Genomic DNA, 18,350 nt, shown 5'->3' with positions numbered 1-18,350 from the left:
CGCTATCACCTCGGATCGGGTTGTGGCGATGTGGGAACTGTCGCCTGGGGCAACGCCTCTGGCTGTTTTAATAAACTTACTGGCTCGTTCTGGCTCTCGGCATTTTCATGCAAAATTGCCTGTTCTGCCTGCCGGTTAAGAACCAAAAGACTGATGCGGCGGTTTATCGCATCATCAGCGCCTTTGTCGCTAAGCCGCATGGTAGCCGCCATGCCCACGACACGCAGGACTTTACCGTCGTCCAGGCCGCCGATGACCAGCTCACGACGCGATGCGTTTGCGCGGTCAGCGGAGAGTTCCCAGTTGCTATAGCCTCGTTCGCCATTGGCATAAGGGAAATCATCGGTGTGGCCTGACAGACTGACTCTGTTAGGAATACCGTTCAGTACCGGGGCGATCTTACGCAGAATATCGCGCATGTACGGCTCCACCTCGGCACTGCCGGTTTTAAACATCGGGCGGTTCTGGCTGTCGATAATCTGAATACGCAGCCCTTCCTGCACGAGGTCGATCTTCAGATGCGGGCGCAGGGCGCGCAGTTTTGGATCGGCTTCAATTAACTGGTCAAGATCGCCACGCAGTTTGCTCAGGCGGTTCTGTTCCATACGTTTGCGCAGATCTTCCACGTTCGGCTGACGCTGGACTTCACCCTTTTGCTGAGTGAAATCATCACCACCACCGGGGATTGGGCTGTCGCTGTTCGAAATTCGCGCACCGCCCGTGACCGCCGTTGCCAGCGGGGTGCGGAAATATTCCGCGATCTGAATAAGCTCTTTAGGACTGGAGATGGAAATCAGCCACATAACCAGGAAGAACGCCATCATTGCCGTCATAAAATCGGCGTAGGCAATCTTCCACGATCCGTGCGAGCCGCCTCCGTGTCCTTTATGTTTACGTCGTTTGACGATGACAATGGGGTGGGCCTGGTTTTTCATGCGTCCTCAGTCGTGGTCTGCTGGTTTGGGTTTCTGACTGCACGCACATGCTCTTCAAGTTCAACGAAGGAAGGACGTTCGCTCGAGTACAGGGTTTTACGGCCAAACTCCACGGCAATCGGCGGCGCATAACCGTTCAGATTCGACAGCAGCGTGATTTTCACGCACTGCATCATCTTGGTGGTTTCGGCGCTTTTCTGACGCAGCACGGTCGCCAGCGGCGAGATAAAACCATAGGCCAGCAGGATGCCGAGGAAGGTTCCCACCATCGCATGGGCAATCAGCGCACCCAGCTCTGCCGCCGGGCGATCCGCCGAGGCCAGGGCGTGAACCACGCCCATTACCGCCGCCACGATGCCGAACGCCGGCAGTGAGTCACCGACCATCGCCAGGCTGTTGGCGGGCACTTCCGCTTCGGCTTCATGCGTTTCGATCTCTTCGTCCATCAGCGCTTCGATTTCGAAGGTGTTCATGTTGCCGCTGATAATAAGACGGAGATAATCCACGATAAATTCGAGCATCACCGGATCGGCAAGGATACGCGGGTAGCTGGCAAAAATTTCGCTCTCTTTTGGACTTTCAATATCACGTTCCAGCGAGAACATGCCTTGTTGACGGGATTTCGCCATCAGGCGATAGAGCAGCGCCAGCAAGTCCATGTACATACTTTTGGTGTATTTCGAACGGCGAAACAGCAGAGGTAACGCTTTCATCGTCCCTTTGATGGCTTTGCCGTTGTTGCCCACAATAAACGCACCTATGCCCGCACCACCGATGATAATAAGTTCGGCAGGTTGATAAAGTGCCCCAAGGTGTCCGCCGGTCATCATATAACCGCCAAAGACTGTACCGAGAACAACCAGGTAACCTAATAAGATCAGCACGACATCATCCTTCACTGTTGACTAAGGCAAGGAGAAACAGATTTGCGTTTGGCACGGCGGCGGGGCAAAAAAAAGCAGCGGTAATTGCTTACCGCTGCTGGAGTGTTGCTCACACCGTTCGGTCAAACAGCCTGATTGATCTGTTCATCCAGCAGTTGTGAATTACTATCGGCAACTTCCGGGGAAAGTTTACGTCTTTTTACTGCTCTGGAAGGCGGTTGGCACAAACTGCAGGCGAAGCTGCCCACGGGTTGGTGTGCATGGGTGATAAAATTGCCGTCGCAGCAGTTGCAACGAGAAAGTTGCAGCATGCCACTTTCAACGAAACGGACCAGTGTCCAGGCGCGGGTCAGGGCCAGTAACGGCCCCTCTTCCTGCTGCGGGCACTGTTCTAAATAGAGGCGGTACGCTTTGATCACGGCATCGACGCCGCTGCAAAGTCCTGTTTTCAGTAAAAACTGCCAGGCATTACAGAACATGGAGGCATGAATATTTTGCTCCCACGTCATAAACCAGTCGGTGGAAAACGGCAGCATGCCTTTCGGCGGCGGACTGCCGCGAAGTTCTTTATAAAGTTTGATGAGTCGACCACGGCTCAGCTGCGTCTCACTTTCCAGCATTTGTAACCGCGCGCCCAGCGTAATCAGCTCCATGGCTAACTGGATGTCGCGCGCTTCCTGAACGATACTTTTAACGGTCATAGATCAGGCCCTTTTCTTCCGGGCAGGTGCATCAACCGTCTGACCTGCGTCACTTAGCAGACGGGTTGAAAGCAAAATTCCGGTATGGACCTGCTGTAAATCGTCGACACGGGATTCCTGTGTCAGACGGGTAATAGTCTGGTGGCTGTCAAAGCGGAACTGGCAAATCAGCTGATTGGTTTCAGCCAGTTTAACCATTTGCGGCAACGTCAGCTCGACCATTGTGGATGCCATTTCTTCACTCATCCCCAGGCGGAACATCGCGGAGGCTTTGTCCTGACTAATCAGACGCTGTGCAAGAAGGAGATATGACAAATTGATGTCATAAACATGTTTCAGCAACTCGGATGTATGCATTTTTCCCATCCAGAATAACCAACGAAAATCTTAAGCGGTCAGACCGCACCCCGTGATGTCGCCGGGAAAAAACCCGGTAAAATAAATAAGACAAGGCAAAATGCATTACTACGATTCAGGTGTTTTGACGTGGAGGCGATCACCTCATTGTGCGATCTACTCCTTCACACGTTCTCATCATTTCTTACACAAACTAAGATTTTTCCTAAATCGAGGCAACTGTACTCGCGGACTCTGAGACATACAATGTGAGCAAGTAGTATTTTGAAAAAAATGTGATCTACGTCACATAATTTAAGCGAATATTACGAATAAATCTATCAATATGACTGTTGGATTGAATATTTTTCGTTCTATCAAACGTGTTTTCTATTCTTTTCGCACGAATAGCCATGCAAACAGCTCGGACCTGTGAGTCAAAACAATGCACTGTCAGCGAAAGCAACGACTTAGCGCAGGCCGACGATCTCTGTTGTAGAGACATAAAAACTTATCACATAAAAATCATGAAGTTATAAATTCATAAAAATCTATTAGTCACTTTTGGTAACGATTACAAAAATGTTAATCATCAGGATTAATAAAACAGCGTTATGATTTTTTTCTGCGAAAATTTACGTTAAGAGATCATTTTTGAGCAACATGGTTACATTGTGAACTATTCCAGTTGTAAGAATAATTAATGAATATTTATTAACTGCGTCATAAAACTAACAGGTTTCGTAGTTGCAATTTTTTTCAAAAAAGAGTATGCGGGCAGCAAAAACGTTTGGGAGATGGCATTTGGAGGGATCAAAAAGCGGCTCCCGCGGGTGCGGGAGCAGACTGACGGTCAGGCAAGTTTCGGGAAGGTCGCCACGTTATTTTGCAGCAGACTTTCTGCATTACGCGGCGCAATGCGCTTTAGGTCGGCAATAAACCTCTTCTGCCAGGCATCGATGTCATTTTTCTGGATAATCTCCAGCATCTCGGCGTGGCGGGAAATACGCTCTGCCAGCGGCATGGTCAGCGCACGGTCCATGGCAGCTGCCACATCATCGCGGTCGTACGGGTTGACCAGCAGCGCGGAGGTCAGCTCATTGGCGGCCCCGGCGAAGCGTGAAAGGATCAGCACGCCGGGATTCGCCGGATCCTGCGCGGCCACGTACTCTTTTGCCACCAGGTTCATACCATCACGCAGCGGCGTGACCAGCCCGACATCAGAATAGCGGAACACTTTCATCAGCAGCTTACGGTCGAAATGCTGGTTAAGATAGTACAGTGGCGTCCAGCCCAGCTGACCATATTTACCGTTAATACGCCCCGCTTCGGTTTCCAGTTGGTGCCGAATATCCTGATACGCCTGGACATCACCACGCGAGGTTGGCGCAATCTGCGTATAGCGGATCTTGCCGTGATGTTCGGGGAATTTCTCCAGCAGCGTTTCGAACGCCGCGAAACGCTCCGGCAGCCCTTTCGAGTAATCCAGGCGCTCAACGGAGAAAATGTTTTTGACGCCTTTAAGCTCTTCCTTCAGCTGGGCCATTTTTGGCGGCAGCGGCCCGGCGGCAGCCTGGGCGATCTCTTTTGGCTCAATACCAATCGGATAGACTTCAGTGGCGAAGGTTTTACCAAAGGCGGTATGCGTCTTTTTGTCTTTGGCGATCACGCGCGTCTGGCTGGCTACGCTGTCGAGGAAGGACACCCGGTCACTTTCCGTCTGGAAGCCCAGCAGGTCGTAATCGCACAGCTGTTCTAACAGCTCCGCGTGTGGCGGTAAGGCGTTGAAAATTTCCGGAGTCGGGAACGGAATATGCAAGAAGAAACCAATCTGATTCTTCACCCCGCGCTGGCGCAGTTCGTGGGCGAACGGCAGCAGGTGGTAATCGTGGATCCACAGTACGTCGTCTTCTTCCAGCAGCGGTAAGAGTTTATCTGCCAGCAAGGCGTTTACACGCTGATAGCCTTCCCATGACTCGCGCTGGAACTGCACGAGGTCCAGCCGATAGTGGAATGCAGGCCACAATACGGCATTGGAGAACTGGTTGTAATATTCTTCATAATCTTGTTCGCTGAGATTAAATGAGGCCCAGGTGATATTGCCGCGTGTCTCTTTTTTTAACGGCTGATCTTCATTTCCTGTCTCACCGCTCCAGCCGAACCAAAGTCCACCGGTTGCTTTCAGCGCGCCTAAAATCCCGACAGCCAGACCACCGGCGCCTGCTTTTTTATCGTCCGGCGGTGCAATGCGATTAGATACTACGACTAAGCGACTCATAGCCATCTCTCCTGTTTGTTAGCGCTAATTTTTCTTGTTGTAATTGATGATCAATCATCTGTTCGAGCCACTGGTGCACAGCTGAAACGCCGTCCAGTCGCCATTTTGCCTGGGTGTCCCCTAAGCCGACTTTGATCGTGACGCCACCCTGACGGTTCACAACCTTAAATCCTTGTTCATCGGTGAGGTCATCGCCCAGGAATACGGGTGTTCTGCCCGCAAACGGGGGTTCCTGCATAAATGCGTCGATGGCAGCACCTTTACTGATGCCGCACGGTTTCAGTTCAACAACGCATTTGCCTGGCTGTAAGGCCAGTTCTTCGTGTTTTGCTTCCAGCGCGTGTGCCAGCGCATAAATGGCCTCTTCATGATGCATGGCCTGACGGTAATGGAGTGCGAATGCCATTCCTTTTGCCTCCAGTTCGGCGCCCTCAAGACCATCCAGCCCGGCAATCAGTTCCAGTTCAATCTGCTTAACCAGCTCAGGGGGCAGCGTCACCACGTGGTGTTCGCCGTTATGGTCGCGGCGCTCTGCACCGTGGACGCCCGCAAGCGGAAAGTGATAAGGACTGGCAAGCGCATCCAGTTCGCGCATCGAACGGCCAGATACCAGCGCAACGGCGCCCTGGTTCATCTCAGCAAGTTGATGCAACTGGTCCCGCACCCTGGCGGGAATGGCTACCTGATCGGGATGGGGTTTGATGTCAGCGAGGGTTCCGTCGAGGTCAAAAAAGAACGCAAAATTACCAGAAAAAATCGGCGGTACAGTTAACTGGTCGGCCACTCTGGTCTCCTCCTTACAGTTCTGATGCCCTGCTCCTGCAGACGCATCGCATTATCATTAGCCATGTAAGTATAGACAGTGTGACGACGCTCGCCATTTTAAGAATGGCTTGCCAGCCGACGAGACGGCTGGCAAGAGAGGGGATAAACTTAAAGGTTGTGCTTAAACGGTACGCTTCGCTTTTTGTTTGTAGCGGTCAAAAATCACCGCCGCCAGCAGGATCAAACCACGCACCACATACTGCGAGAATGGCGAGATATTAAGCAGGTTCATGGCGTTCTCGACGGTGCCAAGGATCAGGATCCCGGCCACCACATAAGAGATTTTACCGATGCCCCCTTTCAGCGACACCCCGCCCAGCACGCAGGCTGAGATGACGATCAGCTCGTAACCGATTGAGGTCATCGGCTGTCCACTGGTCATGCGCGACGCCAGAATAATCCCCGCGATAGCCGACACCAGACCCGACAAAATAAAGATGATGATTTTGGTGCGAACCACCGGCACACCCGCCAGGCGAGCCGCCTCTTCGTTGCCGCCAATCGCCAGCGTATTTCGACCAAAAGTTGTACGATTTAGTAAAAATCCGAAAATGGCGAGACAGATAACGGTCAGCCAGATTGGAGCCGGTAAACCGAGCCAGTTGGTGTAACCCAGGGCGAAGAAACGCTCATCTTCAATGCCGACCGCTTTACCGTCGGAAATGATGTAGGCCAGCCCGCGCACGATCTGCATGGTGGCGAGCGTGGTGATCAGGGCGTTGATTTTCAGCCGCGCGATAACGAAGCCGTTGACCAGACCGCTGAGTACACCGAGCATCAGACCCGCAAAGATACCGATCCACAGGCTTTCGGTCATGTTGATCACCACCGCCGTGGTGACGCCTGCACAGGCGATAACCGAGGCGACGGAAAGATCGAAATCCCCGGAGGCGAGACAGAACAACATGCCGCAGGCCACCATACCGGACATGGAGATTGCCAGCCCCAGCCCTTTCATGTTCACAAAGCTGGCGAAGTTCGGCACAAAAATAGCGCAGCCGATAAACAGCACGGCGAACACCACCAGCATGCCGTACTGGTCCCAGATACGACCGAGGTTAAATGGCGACTTTGGTGCGCCGGACGTGGTTAAAGACGACATCATATTCTCCTTGCTCAGGCAACAGCCTGGCTAACTTTAGGCATGGCAAGGCTTAACGCCTGTTGTTCATCCGCCTGACCGTGTAGTAATTCACCGGCGATCTCCCCTTCGCGCATTACCAGGATACGGTCGGCGAGGCCGAGCACTTCGGGCAGGTCGCTGGAGGCAAATAGCACCGCGACACCGCGTGCCGCCAGCGCATAAATCACGTTGTAAATTTCATGTTTCGCGCCGACATCAATGCCGCGCGTTGGCTCATCGAGCAAAATGACCTTCATCTCTTCAGATAACCAGCGACCCAGAATGGCCTTTTGCTGGTTGCCGCCAGAAAGATTCATGATCAGCTGCTCAGCGCCAGGGGTTTTGATGTTCAGGGATCGAATATGGTGATCGGCGTTCTGCACTTCCCAGCCGTCGTTAATCAGACAGCCAGCGCGGATGTATTTGCGGCGGGCGCTGATATTGATGTTATCGCGCACTGAATGCACCGGGATAATACCCTCGGCTTTACGATCTTCCGGGCACAGCATCATGCCGGCGGCGATGGCATGGCCGGGTTTTTGGATGTTGACGGTTTCGCCGTCGATCCACACCTGGCCTGCAGTGATGCGCGTGCCGCCAAACAACCCTTTCATCAGTTCGCTGCGTCCCGCCCCCACCAGCCCAAACAGGCCGACGATTTCGCCGCGTTTCACCGACAGGCTTACCGGCTTGCGCACGCCCGGCGCTTTGACTTCATCGAGGCGCAGCATCTCTTCACCGGTTTCACGCGGCTGCCAGCCATATATATCCCCCAGATCACGACCCACCATCGCCTTAACCAGCGAATCGTGGTTGACCTGTTGCATGTCGTCGAAGGTGCAGACATAACGACCATCTTTAAAGACGGTAATGGCATCGCTTAAGGCAAAAATCTCCTCCATGCGGTGCGAGACATAAATGATCACCCGCCCTTCGTCGCGCAGTTCACGAATGACGCGGAACAGGTTGTCGATTTCACGCGCCGACAGTGAACTGGTCGGCTCATCAAAGGCGATCACTTTGGCGTTACGCGCCAGCGCTTTGGCAATCTCCACCATCTGCCACTGGCCAATCGACAGGTATTTCAGCGGCGTTTGCGGATCGATGTCGAGACCAAGATGCTCCAGCTGTAGCCGGGCTTCGTAGTTCAGCAGCGAGCGATTGACGAAACCGCCTTTGTGCGGCAACTGACCGAGGTAAATATTTTCCGCCACGGTCATTTCAGGCACCAGATGCAGTTCCTGATAGATAATGGCGACCCCGGCATTCAGCGCAGCCGGGGTGTCAGCAAAAGTGACGTCTTCCCCGCGCAGGGCCAGCGTGCCGGTGGTGGGTGCATAGTTCCCGCTGAGGATCTTCAGCAGCGTGGATTTACCCGCGCCGTTTTCCCCCATCAGGGCGTGAACCTGGCCTGCATAGCAATCAAAGCTGATGTCGCTGAGCGCTTTTACGCCAGGGAAGGTTTTGCCAATCCCCCGGAAAGACAGGTATGGAGTTGACTGTTGCATAACATCTCCGAAACGCTTTTCAATGTACGTCTGGCCCTCCACCCGGCAGGTGAAGGGCACAACCAGATATGCGGATTACTTAACGCCCAGTCCTTTTTTCGCCAGCTCTTCTTTAAAGTTGTCGCGAGTGATCAGCACCACGTCGGTAACAGCGGTGAATTTCGGCGGTTCCACGCCCTTCTCTACCCAGTTGTAGAGCATTTCGCTGGTTTTATAGCCATGCACGTCCGGGCTTGGCAGCAGTGAACCGTAGAAGCCGGTGCCCTGCGCTTTCGACAGCTCGCTCACGGCGTCCACCCCGTTGATGCCGATACCGATGACATCAGCCGCTTTAAAGCCCTGACCTTCCGTGGCGCGCACGCCGCCCAGCACGGTGTTGTCGTTCATGCCCACCACCAGCCAGTGTTTCACTTCCGGATGCTGCACCAGCAGGGAGTTACCGGCGTCAAAGGCCCCTGGAATATCGTTCGCTTTGGTCGGTACTTTATAGATCTGTTTTTCCGGGAAGCCGGCGGCTTTCAGCGCGTCCATCGAACCGGTGGTACGACGACGGGCGGTGTCCAGTTCGTCAGCGGTGATGGCCATCACGGCGGTATCTTTCACGTCCCAGCCGCGTTTTTGCATCTCTTTATAGAGTTCCTGGCCCTGGCGCGCGCCAATTTCACTCGCTGCCATCATCACCAGCGGCACGGATTCCATTGGTTTGCCTTTAGCGGTAACGAACTGGTCATCGACGGCGATGACTTTCATGTCATAGCCTTTGGCTTTTGCCACGATGGCCGAGCCAAGTTTCGGATCCGGCGTACAGATGACGAACCCCTTCGCACCGCTGGCCGCCAGGCTGTCGATGGCATTCAGGGTTTTCTCCCCGTCCGGTACGGCGATTTTAATCACTTCAAAACCAAGATCTTTGCCGGCTTTATCAGCAAATTTCCATTCTGTCTGGAACCACGGTTCCTCCGGTTGTTTCACCAGAAAACCGAGTTTCATGGTCTCGGCGATAGCGGATTGTGACATAACGGCAGCCAGACCGATGGCTGCCAGCGCTTTAGTGAATTTGTGCATGGTTAACTCCAGCTTTAGCGTTCTTTTATGTAGGGAAAAGCGGTTATTCTGTTGTTTAATCAGACAGAAAACAAAGCATTAGCCGATACTGTTCAGGATATGCTTCTGCTGGGGAGTAGTTTTAGCGGGAAATTAATCATCCATAGGAGAGCGCCATCACACGGCAGAATTACAGTAATTGCGTACATAAATTCAGCGGAAAATGACATAATAAAAGCCGTATTTGTCGGACAATTAGCAGGGGTGACAGTGAAATTATCCATAACCCCAGCCAGCTTATCCTTGTCGCCCGAATGCGTTGCACATCCGGGCGGTTCATCACCAGCGATAATAGATATGTTCAGCGTGTTCGCGTACCGGCGTTTCATCGCCCAGTAAGCGCGCCGACACGGTGAAGGCAAAATCAAAGACGTGGCCTAATCCTTTGCCGCTGATCAGATTGCCATCTTCCACGACAGGCGCATCGACATATTCCCCGTTTTTGACGTCCTGCCACAGGTCGCCGGAGCAGACGTAGCGCCGCCCGTTCAGCAGATCGTTACCACCCAGCACGCGCGCTGCCGCCGAGCAGATAGGGCAAATCAGTTTGCCCGCTGCATCATGCGCCTTCACGAAGCGGATCACATCGGCGCTGGCCGCCAGGTTCACGCTGCCCTGCGGCCCGCCCGGTAGCACCACGGCGTCATACAGGGTTTCCAGACGCTCAGCGAGGGTGCTGTCTGCGACCATGGGAATGGCGTGATAGCTTTCTACTGCGCGGGAGGCGGCACAGGCCAGGGTTTCAACCCCTATGTGCAGACGACGCAGAATATCGATGGTGACAATGGCTTCGGCTTCTTCAAATCCCGGGGCCAGTAATACCGCCACTTTTTTCATTTTTTATTCCTTCAGGTAAGAGATGAAATCACCTTAAACCTAATTTCATAAAAATTAAACTGCAAGTTCAAAGTTATCGCACGCCGCGCTTATTCCCGGAGAGTTTCCCCCGTTTCGCTTAAGTGCCTTATGGGTCACAGTAATGTCGCCGCTAATCTTTCTATGCTGTAGCCAGTTACTCATAATAAGGATATTCGCTATGGCTATTGTCGGAATGGTTCAAAAACTCAATACGCAAATGAATCTTGAGTTTCAGGCATCCAGTCTCTATTTGTCGCTCAGCGAATGGTGCGCGGCGCATAGCCTGAACGGAACCGCGACTTTCCTGCGCACCCAGGCGCAGGGCAATATCACACAAATGATGCGTGTGTTTGAATATATGAAACGTGAAGGGGCGAATCCCGTGGTAAAAGCCACAGAACCCTCTCATGACGACTATTCCACCCTCGAAGATCTGTTTACGAAAATGCTCGATGAGTATTCACAACGCTGCACCACCCTCGCCCGTTTGACGGCGGAGGCTGCGGCCATGAACGATGCCTGTACGCTGGAGTTTTTGCAGCAACTGGACAAAGAGCAGCAGCAGGACGGGTTGCTGTTGCAGACCATTATGGAAGAAGTGCATAACGCGCAGCTGTCGGGTATGGGGTTACCGCAGACCGATCAGCATTTACTTAATATCGTCAATTTCCAGCAGCATTAATCGCTCACCTCGCGTTAACCCCGGCCTGCGTCGGGGTTGTTATTATTTGCAATTTAATGTTGCAGAAATGTTTATAAGTCATTGATTACAGCACGTTTTACAAAGTCGATCTGGCTCGCAACGATCACCCTTACAAAATGTAATGATTTGGAGCATCAATGTTTAATTACACAGGTGCTTCATGATCACTCTTGAGTTTGTTGTCATTATCCTCTGCCTGCTGGTCGGTACGCGCTTCGGCGGCATGGGCCTCGGCCTGATAAGCGGTATCGGCCTTTTCATTCTGACTTTTGTTTTTGGCCTGCAACCGGGTAAACCGCCGGTCGACGTGATGCTGACTATTCTGGCGGTTATCGGCTGCGCCGCGACGCTGCAAACCGCTGGCGGGCTGAACGTCATGATGCAGTTTGCCGAGCGGCTGCTGCGCCGCCATCCTCAGCACATCACCCTGCTTGCGCCCTTCACCACCTGGATGTTGACGTTTTTATGCGGCACCGGACATGTGGTTTACACCATGTTTCCGATTATCGCCGACATCGCGCTGAAAAAAGGCATCCGCCCGGAGCGCCCGATGGCGGTGGCGTCGGTGGCGTCACAAATGGCGATCACCGCCTCGCCGGTGTCGGTGGCCGTGGTGTCGCTGGTCTCTATACTGGCGGCACAACAGGGGATCGGCCACGCGTGGAGTATTCTGGAGATCCTCGCCGTCTCCGTTCCGGCATCGCTGTTTGGGGTGGCCATCGCCGCGCTGTGGAGCCTGCGGCGCGGTAAAGATCTGGCGGATGACGCGGAATTTCAGGAGAAGCTCAAGGATCCTAAACAACGTGAATTTATCTACGGCAGCAGCGAAACGCTGATGGATCAACGCTTTCCAAAGCAGGCGTACTGGTCAACCTGGATTTTCTTCGCCGGTATTCTGGTGGTGGTGCTGTTAGGGGCGCTGCCGGCGCTGCGTCCGGCATTCGACGTGAAAGGTAAAATGACGCCGCTGTCGATGAATCTGGTGATCCAGATGATGATGCTGATTGCCGGGGCGGTCATGCTGATAGTCTGCAAGGTGAACGCGTCGACGATTTCCAGCGGCGCGGTATTCAAGGCCGGGATGGTCGCGATTTTCTCGGTGTTTGGCGTGGCGTGGATGAGTGACACCTTCTTTCAGGCGCATCTGGAAGAGCTAAAAGTGGCACTGGAAGGCGTGGTGCAGAATCACCCCTGGACCTACGCGATTGTGCTGTTTCTGGTGTCCAAACTGGTTAACAGCCAGGCTGCCGCCCTGACCGCCGTTGCGCCGATGGCGCTGATGCTGGGCGTCGAGCCAAAAATGCTGCTGGCGTTCTTCCCGGCATCCTACGGTTATTTCGTGCTGCCCACCTACCCGAGCGATTTGGCCTGCATCGGCTTTGACCGGTCAGGCACCACCCGCATCGGGAAATTCATCATTAACCACAGCTTTATTATTCCAGGGCTGATTGGCGTCAGCTGCGCCTGTGCGGCAAGCTATGCACTGGTGATGGTGCTGTTTTGATCCTGCCGGCGGGGGTTCCCCCGCCGTTTTACATCGGGCTGACGCGCCCGCCCCGCGAAAACATCCGTTTGAATAATTCAAAACGAAGGTTTACTTTACTTAGTGCGCCTCGCCCTGCGGGGTGAACTTCAGCTCTATCAGCGCAATCGCTTTCTGAATAGCGCGGCGTGTCACCGGATCGGCAGCCGCCGGATGGGTGGTGAAATCGATGGTTTTTAACTGCTGCGACATTTTCTCACGCACTTCAACCGGTGCGATAACGTCGATAATGTCGAGGATCTGTTTGATCACGAGCTGGCAGGCGACAACATCAGATACCAGTTCTTGATCGGCACTCAGGGATTCAGACATGGAAGGCTCCTTTCAATAAGGACGCCATAGTAGCGGGAAGTGCGGTGAAAAGGTAGTTTGCCCGACCAGCCTGCCGGACGACAGCTATAAAAAAACCTGCCGCAGCAGGTTTTTTTATCAGAACATCGCGCCAGGCGGGACGTCTTTGAAGGTTTTGCAGTAGGTTTCAAAAATGCTTTTCAGGATTTTAAGCAGTTTCATGTTTCTCTCCGGCGAATTTTGTTATGCAGGTGTTATTTCTCTATGCGCACATAATATGACCTGCATCACAAAAATCAACCCGTTTGTGATACTTATCACACTTAAAAATGGAAATCCGGCTGCGTGTTGTTAAGAAAAATAATGATAAATCCGACAGTTACGAACATTTCATTTCTGTAAAAAATTAAAATTTTTTTTAAAATGGCAGACCAAAAATGACTGACAGCATCCCTCCGGAGACCCGGCGCGGCGTTTCTCCCGCCGCCCTGCTGGTCGCCGGTGCGTTTTTTATGGAGTTTCTCGACGGGACGGTGATCGCCACCGCCCTGCCGGATATGGCCGACAGCTTTGGCGTCGATGCCGTGGATCTGAACATCGGCATCAGCGCCTATCTGATCACGCTGGCGGTGCTGATCCCGGCCAGCGGCTGGATCGCTGACCGCTTTGGCGCGCGAAAAGTCTTCGCGTCAGCACTGGCGATCTTCACCCTCGCCTCCGCGTTTTGCGGGCTGGCAGTGAGCGTCGAATGGTTTGTTGCCATGCGTATCTTGCAGGGTGTCGGCGGCGCGCTAATGGTGCCGGTCGGGCGGCTGGCGGTGCTGCGCACCACGCCCAAACATTTGTTGATCACCGCTATCGCCACCCTCACCTGGCCTGCCCTCGTTGCGCCCATTATCGGCCCACCGCTCGGTGGTTTTATTACCAGCTTCGCCAGCTGGCGCTGGATCTTCTTTATTAACGTCCCGCTGGGCCTCGTCGCCATTGCGCTGGCGCTACGCCTCATTCCGGATATACGCGAAACCGAGCGACGGCCATTTGATATGCCTGGTTTCCTTTCCACTGCTGTCGCGATGGTCAGCCTGGTGTACGCCATGGAGTCACTGGGTGCGCAGCAGCCGCAAGGGTGGCTGACGGCGGGTATGCTGCTGCTGGGCGCGGGCACGCTGTGCTATGCGTTGCGCCATTTTCAGCACGCCCGCTGGCCGATGATCCGACTCGATGCCATGCAGGTGCCTACCTTTCGCGTCACCATGTATGGCGGTTCGCTGTTTCGCGCCTCCATCAGCGCGGTGCCTTTCCTGTTGCCGCTGATGTTCCAGGTGGGTTTTGGTATGGACGCGTTTCATGCCGGGCTGCTGGTACTGGCGGTGTTTGTCGGCAATCTGACCATCAAGCCGGCTACCACTCCGCTTATTCGCTGGCTGGGCTTCAAAAAGTTGCTGCTGATCAACGGCGCGCTGAATGTGCTGGCACTGCTGGCCTGCGCGTTTCTGACACCCACGACGCCGGTGTGGGTGATCCTGCTGGTGCTCTATCTCGGCGGCGTATTCCGTTCGGTGCAGTTTACCGGCGTCAGTACCCTGGCATTTGCGGATGTGCCGTCGGCACAGATGAGCTATGCCAATACGCTGTTCAGCACGGCGACGCAGCTGGCGGTCGGGCTGGGCATTACGCTCGGCGCAATCGGAATACGTATCGGCGAGCGGGTCGGCGACTGGCTGGCGCTGGGGGATGTGCCGGGGATCGGTTTTCGGCTGGCGTTTGTGGTGATCGCGCTGATTTGTCTGGTGGGGATGTTTGATACGCTGCGGCTGACTAAAGATGCCGGAAGTGCAGTGTCGAGTAAACAACGGGGGTAAAAGGCCAGCGTAACGCTGGCCTTGCGCAGGTTACGCGATGATTTCGCGCACGAACGCTTCGATTTCTTTGTCCTGACAGTTCTCGAAGAAACATTGCTGGAAACGCTGACCGGTCACGGCTGTTTTCACCAGTTCCGGATCGATGGCACGCAGCGTGTCCAGATAGTTATCTTTCACCACCGCGGCTTTCACCTGGTTGAGGATACCCGCGTTGCGCACCTGCGGCTCTTTACGCTCCGGCGGGTAGCCTTCACCTTTACGACCCGTGAAGGCTTTCTCGAAGATAAAGCGCACGTTCAGTTCTGCGCCCCAGCCAAAACCTTTGGCAAATGGCAGCGCCAGCGCGTTACCGTTGTTGATCTGCGCGAACAGGAAAGCATCCGCCGGATCAATACAGTAGCCGCAGTTCACACCCGGGTGGATATTCAGCGACATCAGCGCGCCCTGGCCGGTACCGCAACCAGCGATCACGAAATCGACGGCTTTGGAGTTCAGCAGAATGCTGGCCATAATACCTAAGTGGATGTAGGTCAGATGATGGTCGTTTTCGTCGCTCATGCCGACGTTGTAAACCGGGAAGTTCTTCTCATCCGCGACGGTTTTCAACTCGTTAAGGATAATGGCATTTTTGGCAGCCTGGCTGTTTTCCATCATCAGTGCAATTTTCATGGTGTCTTCTCCTGAAGCGTTGCGGGATGTCCCGCCGTGAATAGCGAACGTTTTACAAACCTTACTACTAAGCAAACATACTTTCAAATTTAGTGAAAAAACGTTTTAAAAAGTTGCGAGGCGCTCACAGTTTTCCCCGCTTCGCTGACCGTTACGATTAGTAAGCCATGAAAATCCGGCTATTCAGGCCATTGCTGGCGTAGACAGGTTGTAGGATGAGAACATCGAAACTGAATCAGAGCGCTTCCATGAAGAGTATGCTTTTAGCCGCCGCAGCCCTGCTGCTGGCAGGATGCACCATCACCAAAGAGCCGCAGGTGAGCGAGGTTAATCAGACGACCGGTGTGGTACGACTGAATTTTAACGAGGCCATGCTGCAAAATGCGCGCTTTGATGAATATACCACCCACGGCACCGCCACGCGTCAGTGCCAGCAAATGGGCTATGCCACCGCCGCCGCTTACGGCCAGCCTATCCGCACCTGTAGCGTGTTCAGCGGTTCGCTGTGCCTCAATGAAAAAATCACCCTGCAGTATCAGTGTCAGGGCCTTGCGCTGTCCCAGTCTGCGACTGGCTACTAGACATTTTCGCCACCTGCCTTATTTCGCGGGTGGCGGTTATTTATTATATAAAGAATTATTATCAATTAATTTAAACTTCACATTTAATGCGTATTATTCACATTACCATTCAGAGTAATTATTTTATTTTACCTTTTGCAAATAATTAAATAACAAATTATAGTGCCCGCATGATTAAACTTATCTTTTATTCCTTTCCTGCACCCTTAATGGAGCCGCATCATGCTTAAAGCTGAAATGATCGAAAAATTAAATGAGCAAATGAATCTGGAGCTTTACTCCTCCCTGCTTTATCAGCAGATGAGCGCCTGGTGCAGCTACCACAGTTTTGAAGGTGCCGCAGCCTTCTTGCGCCGCCATGCGCAGGAAGAGATGACCCACATGCAGCGCCTGTTCGATTATCTGGCCGACACCGGCAGCCTGCCCTGCATTAATACTATTCCGTCACCGATGGCTGAATATGCGTCTTTAGATGAACTGTTTCGCTCCACCTATGAACACGAACAGCTGATCACGCAAAAAATTAATGAACTGGCGCATGTGGCAATGACCACACAGGATTATCCGACCTTTAATTTCCTGCAATGGTATGTGGCGGAACAGCACGAAGAAGAGAAATTATTTAAATCGGTTATCGATAAATTATCGCTGGCAGGAAAAAGCGGCGAAGGTTTGTATTTCATCGATAAAGAACTGGCCACACTCGACGCGCAACAATAATCCCCCGGGCGGTGACACTGTCACCGCCGCAGTTTCTCTGTAAATTTCTGATTACACCACCTGTAACGCCAGTTTGACGAACCTGTCTTTTTCCCTTACCCTGCGCCGCATATTCGAATGTGTAATGATTTACAGGCAGAGGAAAGCGTGAAGAATCGGACGCTGGGCAGTATTTTTATCGTCGCGGGAACGACAATCGGGGCGGGTATGCTGGCGATGCCGCTGGCGGCGGCAGGTGTAGGCTTTGGCGTTACCTTAGCGTTGCTGTTCGGCCTGTGGGCGTTGATGTGTTATACCGCCCTGCTGTTGCTGGAGGTCTATCAGCATGTCCCGGCGGATACCGGGTTGGGGTCGCTGGCCGGGCGTTATCTGGGTCGTTACGGCCAGTGGCTGACCGGTTTCAGTATGATGTTCCTGATGTACGCTCTCACTGCCGCCTATATGACCGGCGCGGGCGAGCTACTGGCCGCCAGCCTCAGTTCATGGCTCGACATCACCGTTTCGCCGGTTTCCGGTGTGCTGCTGTTTACCGTGATAGCAGGCGGCGTAGTCTGCGCGGGCACCTCGCTGGTCGATCTGTTTAACCGTTTTCTGTTCAGCGTCAAGATCCTGTTTCTGGTGATCATGCTGGCGCTGTTAATGCCGCACGTGCACAGCATCAATTTACTGACGCTGCCGCTGGAGAAAGGGCTGGCGCTCTCTGCAATCCCGGTCATTTTCACTTCCTTTGGATTTCATGGCAGCGTGCCAAGCATTGTCAGCTACATGAACGGCAACATCCGCAAGCTGCGTACCGTGTTTATTACCGGCAGCGCCATTCCGCTGGTGGCCTATATTTTCTGGCAGCTGGCAACGCTGGGCAGCATTAACTCGTCCACTTTTATGGGATTACTGGCGGATCAGGCCGGTCTGAACGGGTTATTGCAGGCGCTACGGGAAGTGGTCGCTTCACCCCATGTGGAGCTGGCGGTGCATCTGTTTGCCGATCTGGCACTGGCGACGTCGTTCCTCGGCGTGGCGCTGGGGCTGTTTGATTATCTGGCGGACCTGTTTAATCGTCGCAATAACGCCATTGGACGCTTGCAGACCGGGGCGATCACCTTCCTGCCGCCGCTGGCCTTTGCGCTGTTCTATCCACGCGGTTTTGTGATGGCGCTGGGATATGCTGGCGTGGCGCTGGCGGTGCTGGCGCTTCTCATTCCCTCTATGCTGGCGTGGCAGAGCCGTAAGAATAATTCACAGGCGGCCTGGCGCGTCAGCGGCGGCACGCCGGCGCTGGTACTGGTGTTTTTATGCGGAATAGCGGTGATTGCTGTGCAGTTTTCTATCGCGGCAGGCTTACTGCCAGAGGTAGGTTAACCGCGCTCATGTTATTGGCGGTTGATACTGCGTTTACCCGGCAACTACCGGCATGAAGATTTTGCAGGCC

General features: G+C 53.6%; 19 protein-coding genes. 6 read left to right on the top strand and 13 right to left on the bottom strand.

The features are described 5' to 3' along the window. Positions 1 to 5 precede the first annotated feature (5 nt). The 10 genes from motB to KW828_RS06905 all read right to left on the bottom strand — a co-directional run bounded on the left by motB (position 6) and on the right by KW828_RS06905 (position 10,531). Positions 6 to 935: a flagellar motor protein MotB gene (gene motB / locus KW828_RS06950; RefSeq protein ID WP_218335706.1), complete on the bottom strand. Its 930-nt coding sequence runs from the start codon at positions 933 to 935 to the stop codon at positions 6 to 8. Continuing rightward, positions 932 to 1,819 (bottom strand): flagellar motor stator protein MotA, encoded by an 888-nt coding sequence (gene motA / locus KW828_RS06945; RefSeq protein ID WP_218335705.1) that lies wholly within the window; start codon positions 1,817 to 1,819, stop codon positions 932 to 934. Before motA ends, motB begins: the two co-directional genes overlap by 4 nt. A 122-nt stretch (positions 1,820 to 1,941) precedes the next feature. After that, a complete protein-coding gene (flhC, locus tag KW828_RS06940; protein ID WP_129362843.1) occupies positions 1,942 to 2,520 on the bottom strand; it encodes a flagellar transcriptional regulator FlhC in 579 nt (192 codons plus the stop codon). 3 nt (positions 2,521 to 2,523) lie between these two features. Next, positions 2,524 to 2,877: a flagellar transcriptional regulator FlhD gene (gene flhD / locus KW828_RS06935; RefSeq protein ID WP_207208972.1), complete on the bottom strand. Its 354-nt coding sequence runs from the start codon at positions 2,875 to 2,877 to the stop codon at positions 2,524 to 2,526. A gap of 832 nt (positions 2,878 to 3,709) precedes the next feature. Beyond that, positions 3,710 to 5,134: an alpha,alpha-trehalose-phosphate synthase gene (gene otsA, locus KW828_RS06930; protein WP_218335704.1), complete on the bottom strand. Its 1,425-nt coding sequence runs from the start codon at positions 5,132 to 5,134 to the stop codon at positions 3,710 to 3,712. Then, the gene (gene otsB, locus KW828_RS06925) at positions 5,109 to 5,918 is read right to left on the bottom strand and encodes a trehalose-phosphatase (RefSeq protein ID WP_218335703.1); all 810 of its coding nucleotides are present in this window, start codon (positions 5,916 to 5,918) and stop codon (positions 5,109 to 5,111) included. Before otsB ends, otsA begins: the two co-directional genes overlap by 26 nt. 162 nt (positions 5,919 to 6,080) lie before the next feature. Beyond that, on the bottom strand, positions 6,081 to 7,061 hold the full coding sequence (araH, locus tag KW828_RS06920; RefSeq protein ID WP_072568881.1) for an L-arabinose ABC transporter permease AraH: 981 nt from the start codon (positions 7,059 to 7,061) through the stop codon (positions 6,081 to 6,083). Between the two features lie 14 nt (positions 7,062 to 7,075). Continuing rightward, a complete protein-coding gene (gene araG, locus KW828_RS06915; RefSeq protein WP_218335702.1) occupies positions 7,076 to 8,590 on the bottom strand; it encodes an L-arabinose ABC transporter ATP-binding protein AraG in 1,515 nt (504 codons plus the stop codon). Positions 8,591 to 8,665: 75 nt separating this feature from the next. Beyond that, complete coding sequence (locus KW828_RS06910; RefSeq protein WP_088218878.1) at positions 8,666 to 9,655, bottom strand: arabinose ABC transporter substrate-binding protein; 990 nt, start codon at positions 9,653 to 9,655, stop codon at positions 8,666 to 8,668. A 318-nt stretch (positions 9,656 to 9,973) separates the two neighbouring features. Further along, positions 9,974 to 10,531 (bottom strand): DJ-1/PfpI family protein, encoded by a 558-nt coding sequence (locus tag KW828_RS06905; RefSeq protein ID WP_218335701.1) that lies wholly within the window; start codon positions 10,529 to 10,531, stop codon positions 9,974 to 9,976. Positions 10,532 to 10,730: 199 nt separating this feature from the next. Between KW828_RS06905 and KW828_RS06900 the strand changes: the two genes are divergently transcribed. Both KW828_RS06900 and KW828_RS06895 read left to right on the top strand, forming a co-directional pair. After that, a complete protein-coding gene (locus KW828_RS06900; RefSeq protein ID WP_218335700.1) occupies positions 10,731 to 11,234 on the top strand; it encodes a non-heme ferritin-like protein in 504 nt (167 codons plus the stop codon). Positions 11,235 to 11,415: 181 nt separating this feature from the next. Continuing rightward, positions 11,416 to 12,759 carry an anaerobic C4-dicarboxylate transporter gene (locus KW828_RS06895; RefSeq protein ID WP_218335699.1) on the top strand — a complete coding sequence of 448 codons (1,344 nt, stop codon included), beginning with the start codon at positions 11,416 to 11,418 and terminating at the stop codon, positions 12,757 to 12,759. A 99-nt stretch (positions 12,760 to 12,858) separates the two neighbouring features. Here KW828_RS06895 and KW828_RS06890 read toward each other — a convergent pair whose 3' ends face one another. Together KW828_RS06890 and azuC are read right to left on the bottom strand one after the other, a co-directional pair. Further along, on the bottom strand, positions 12,859 to 13,110 hold the full coding sequence (locus KW828_RS06890; protein WP_072568888.1) for a DUF2766 family protein: 252 nt from the start codon (positions 13,108 to 13,110) through the stop codon (positions 12,859 to 12,861). A 117-nt stretch (positions 13,111 to 13,227) separates the two neighbouring features. Further along, entirely contained in the window at positions 13,228 to 13,311 is an 84-nt protein-coding gene (azuC, locus tag KW828_RS06885; RefSeq protein WP_218335902.1) for a stress response protein AzuC, read from the bottom strand. A gap of 215 nt (positions 13,312 to 13,526) precedes the next feature. On the opposite strand from azuC, the gene KW828_RS06880 reads away from it, so the two are divergent. Next, positions 13,527 to 14,951, top strand: a complete 1,425-nt coding sequence (locus KW828_RS06880; RefSeq protein WP_218335698.1) for an MFS transporter — start codon at positions 13,527 to 13,529, stop codon at positions 14,949 to 14,951. 30 nt (positions 14,952 to 14,981) lie between these two features. On the opposite strand, the gene KW828_RS06875 is transcribed toward KW828_RS06880, so the two are convergent. Continuing rightward, positions 14,982 to 15,620, bottom strand: coding sequence for an RpiB/LacA/LacB family sugar-phosphate isomerase (locus tag KW828_RS06875; protein ID WP_218335697.1), 639 nt, complete (start codon positions 15,618 to 15,620; stop codon positions 14,982 to 14,984). 248 nt (positions 15,621 to 15,868) lie between these two features. Here KW828_RS06875 and yecR point away from each other — a divergent pair, with 248 nt between their 5' ends. The 3 genes from yecR to tyrP all read left to right on the top strand — a co-directional run bounded on the left by yecR (position 15,869) and on the right by tyrP (position 18,280). After that, complete coding sequence (gene yecR, locus KW828_RS06870; RefSeq protein WP_218335901.1) at positions 15,869 to 16,201, top strand: YecR family lipoprotein; 333 nt, start codon at positions 15,869 to 15,871, stop codon at positions 16,199 to 16,201. 222 nt (positions 16,202 to 16,423) lie between these two features. Next, complete coding sequence (gene ftnA, locus KW828_RS06865; protein ID WP_218335696.1) at positions 16,424 to 16,921, top strand: non-heme ferritin; 498 nt, start codon at positions 16,424 to 16,426, stop codon at positions 16,919 to 16,921. A 147-nt stretch (positions 16,922 to 17,068) separates the two neighbouring features. Continuing rightward, positions 17,069 to 18,280: a tyrosine transporter TyrP gene (gene tyrP / locus KW828_RS06860; protein WP_218335695.1), complete on the top strand. Its 1,212-nt coding sequence runs from the start codon at positions 17,069 to 17,071 to the stop codon at positions 18,278 to 18,280. The last annotated feature ends 70 nt before the right edge of the window (positions 18,281 to 18,350 follow it).

It is taken from the genome of Enterobacter sp. ENT03 (assembly GCF_019218745.1).
Taxonomy (GTDB): Bacteria; Pseudomonadota; Gammaproteobacteria; order Enterobacterales; family Enterobacteriaceae; genus Enterobacter_D.
Note: the sequence above shows the minus strand (reverse complement) of the source record. Positions and strands in the feature narration are given on the sequence as shown.

Bases quoted from the DNA above. Each gene is read 5' to 3' on its own strand.
- azuC (WP_218335902.1), bottom strand. From the start codon at position 13,311: ATGAAACTGCTTAAAATCCTGAAAAGCATTTTTGAAACCTACTGCAAA.
- KW828_RS06875 (WP_218335697.1), bottom strand. From the start codon at position 15,620: ATGAAAATTGCACTGATGATGGAAAACAGCCAGGCTGCCAAAAATGCC.
- KW828_RS06895 (WP_218335699.1), top strand. From the start codon at position 11,416: ATGATCACTCTTGAGTTTGTTGTCATTATCCTCTGCCTGCTGGTCGGT.
- flhC (WP_129362843.1), bottom strand. From the start codon at position 2,520: ATGACCGTTAAAAGTATCGTTCAGGAAGCGCGCGACATCCAGTTAGCC.
- KW828_RS06910 (WP_088218878.1), bottom strand. From the start codon at position 9,655: ATGCACAAATTCACTAAAGCGCTGGCAGCCATCGGTCTGGCTGCCGTT.
- KW828_RS06905 (WP_218335701.1), bottom strand. From the start codon at position 10,531: ATGAAAAAAGTGGCGGTATTACTGGCCCCGGGATTTGAAGAAGCCGAA.
- ftnA (WP_218335696.1), top strand. From the start codon at position 16,424: ATGCTTAAAGCTGAAATGATCGAAAAATTAAATGAGCAAATGAATCTG.
- motB (WP_218335706.1), bottom strand. From the start codon at position 935: ATGAAAAACCAGGCCCACCCCATTGTCATCGTCAAACGACGTAAACAT.
- KW828_RS06880 (WP_218335698.1), top strand. From the start codon at position 13,527: ATGACTGACAGCATCCCTCCGGAGACCCGGCGCGGCGTTTCTCCCGCC.
- yecR (WP_218335901.1), top strand. From the start codon at position 15,869: ATGAAGAGTATGCTTTTAGCCGCCGCAGCCCTGCTGCTGGCAGGATGC.
- KW828_RS06890 (WP_072568888.1), bottom strand. From the start codon at position 13,110: ATGTCTGAATCCCTGAGTGCCGATCAAGAACTGGTATCTGATGTTGTC.
- araH (WP_072568881.1), bottom strand. From the start codon at position 7,061: ATGTCGTCTTTAACCACGTCCGGCGCACCAAAGTCGCCATTTAACCTC.
- araG (WP_218335702.1), bottom strand. From the start codon at position 8,590: ATGCAACAGTCAACTCCATACCTGTCTTTCCGGGGGATTGGCAAAACC.
- flhD (WP_207208972.1), bottom strand. From the start codon at position 2,877: ATGCATACATCCGAGTTGCTGAAACATGTTTATGACATCAATTTGTCA.
- otsA (WP_218335704.1), bottom strand. From the start codon at position 5,134: ATGAGTCGCTTAGTCGTAGTATCTAATCGCATTGCACCGCCGGACGAT.
- KW828_RS06900 (WP_218335700.1), top strand. From the start codon at position 10,731: ATGGCTATTGTCGGAATGGTTCAAAAACTCAATACGCAAATGAATCTT.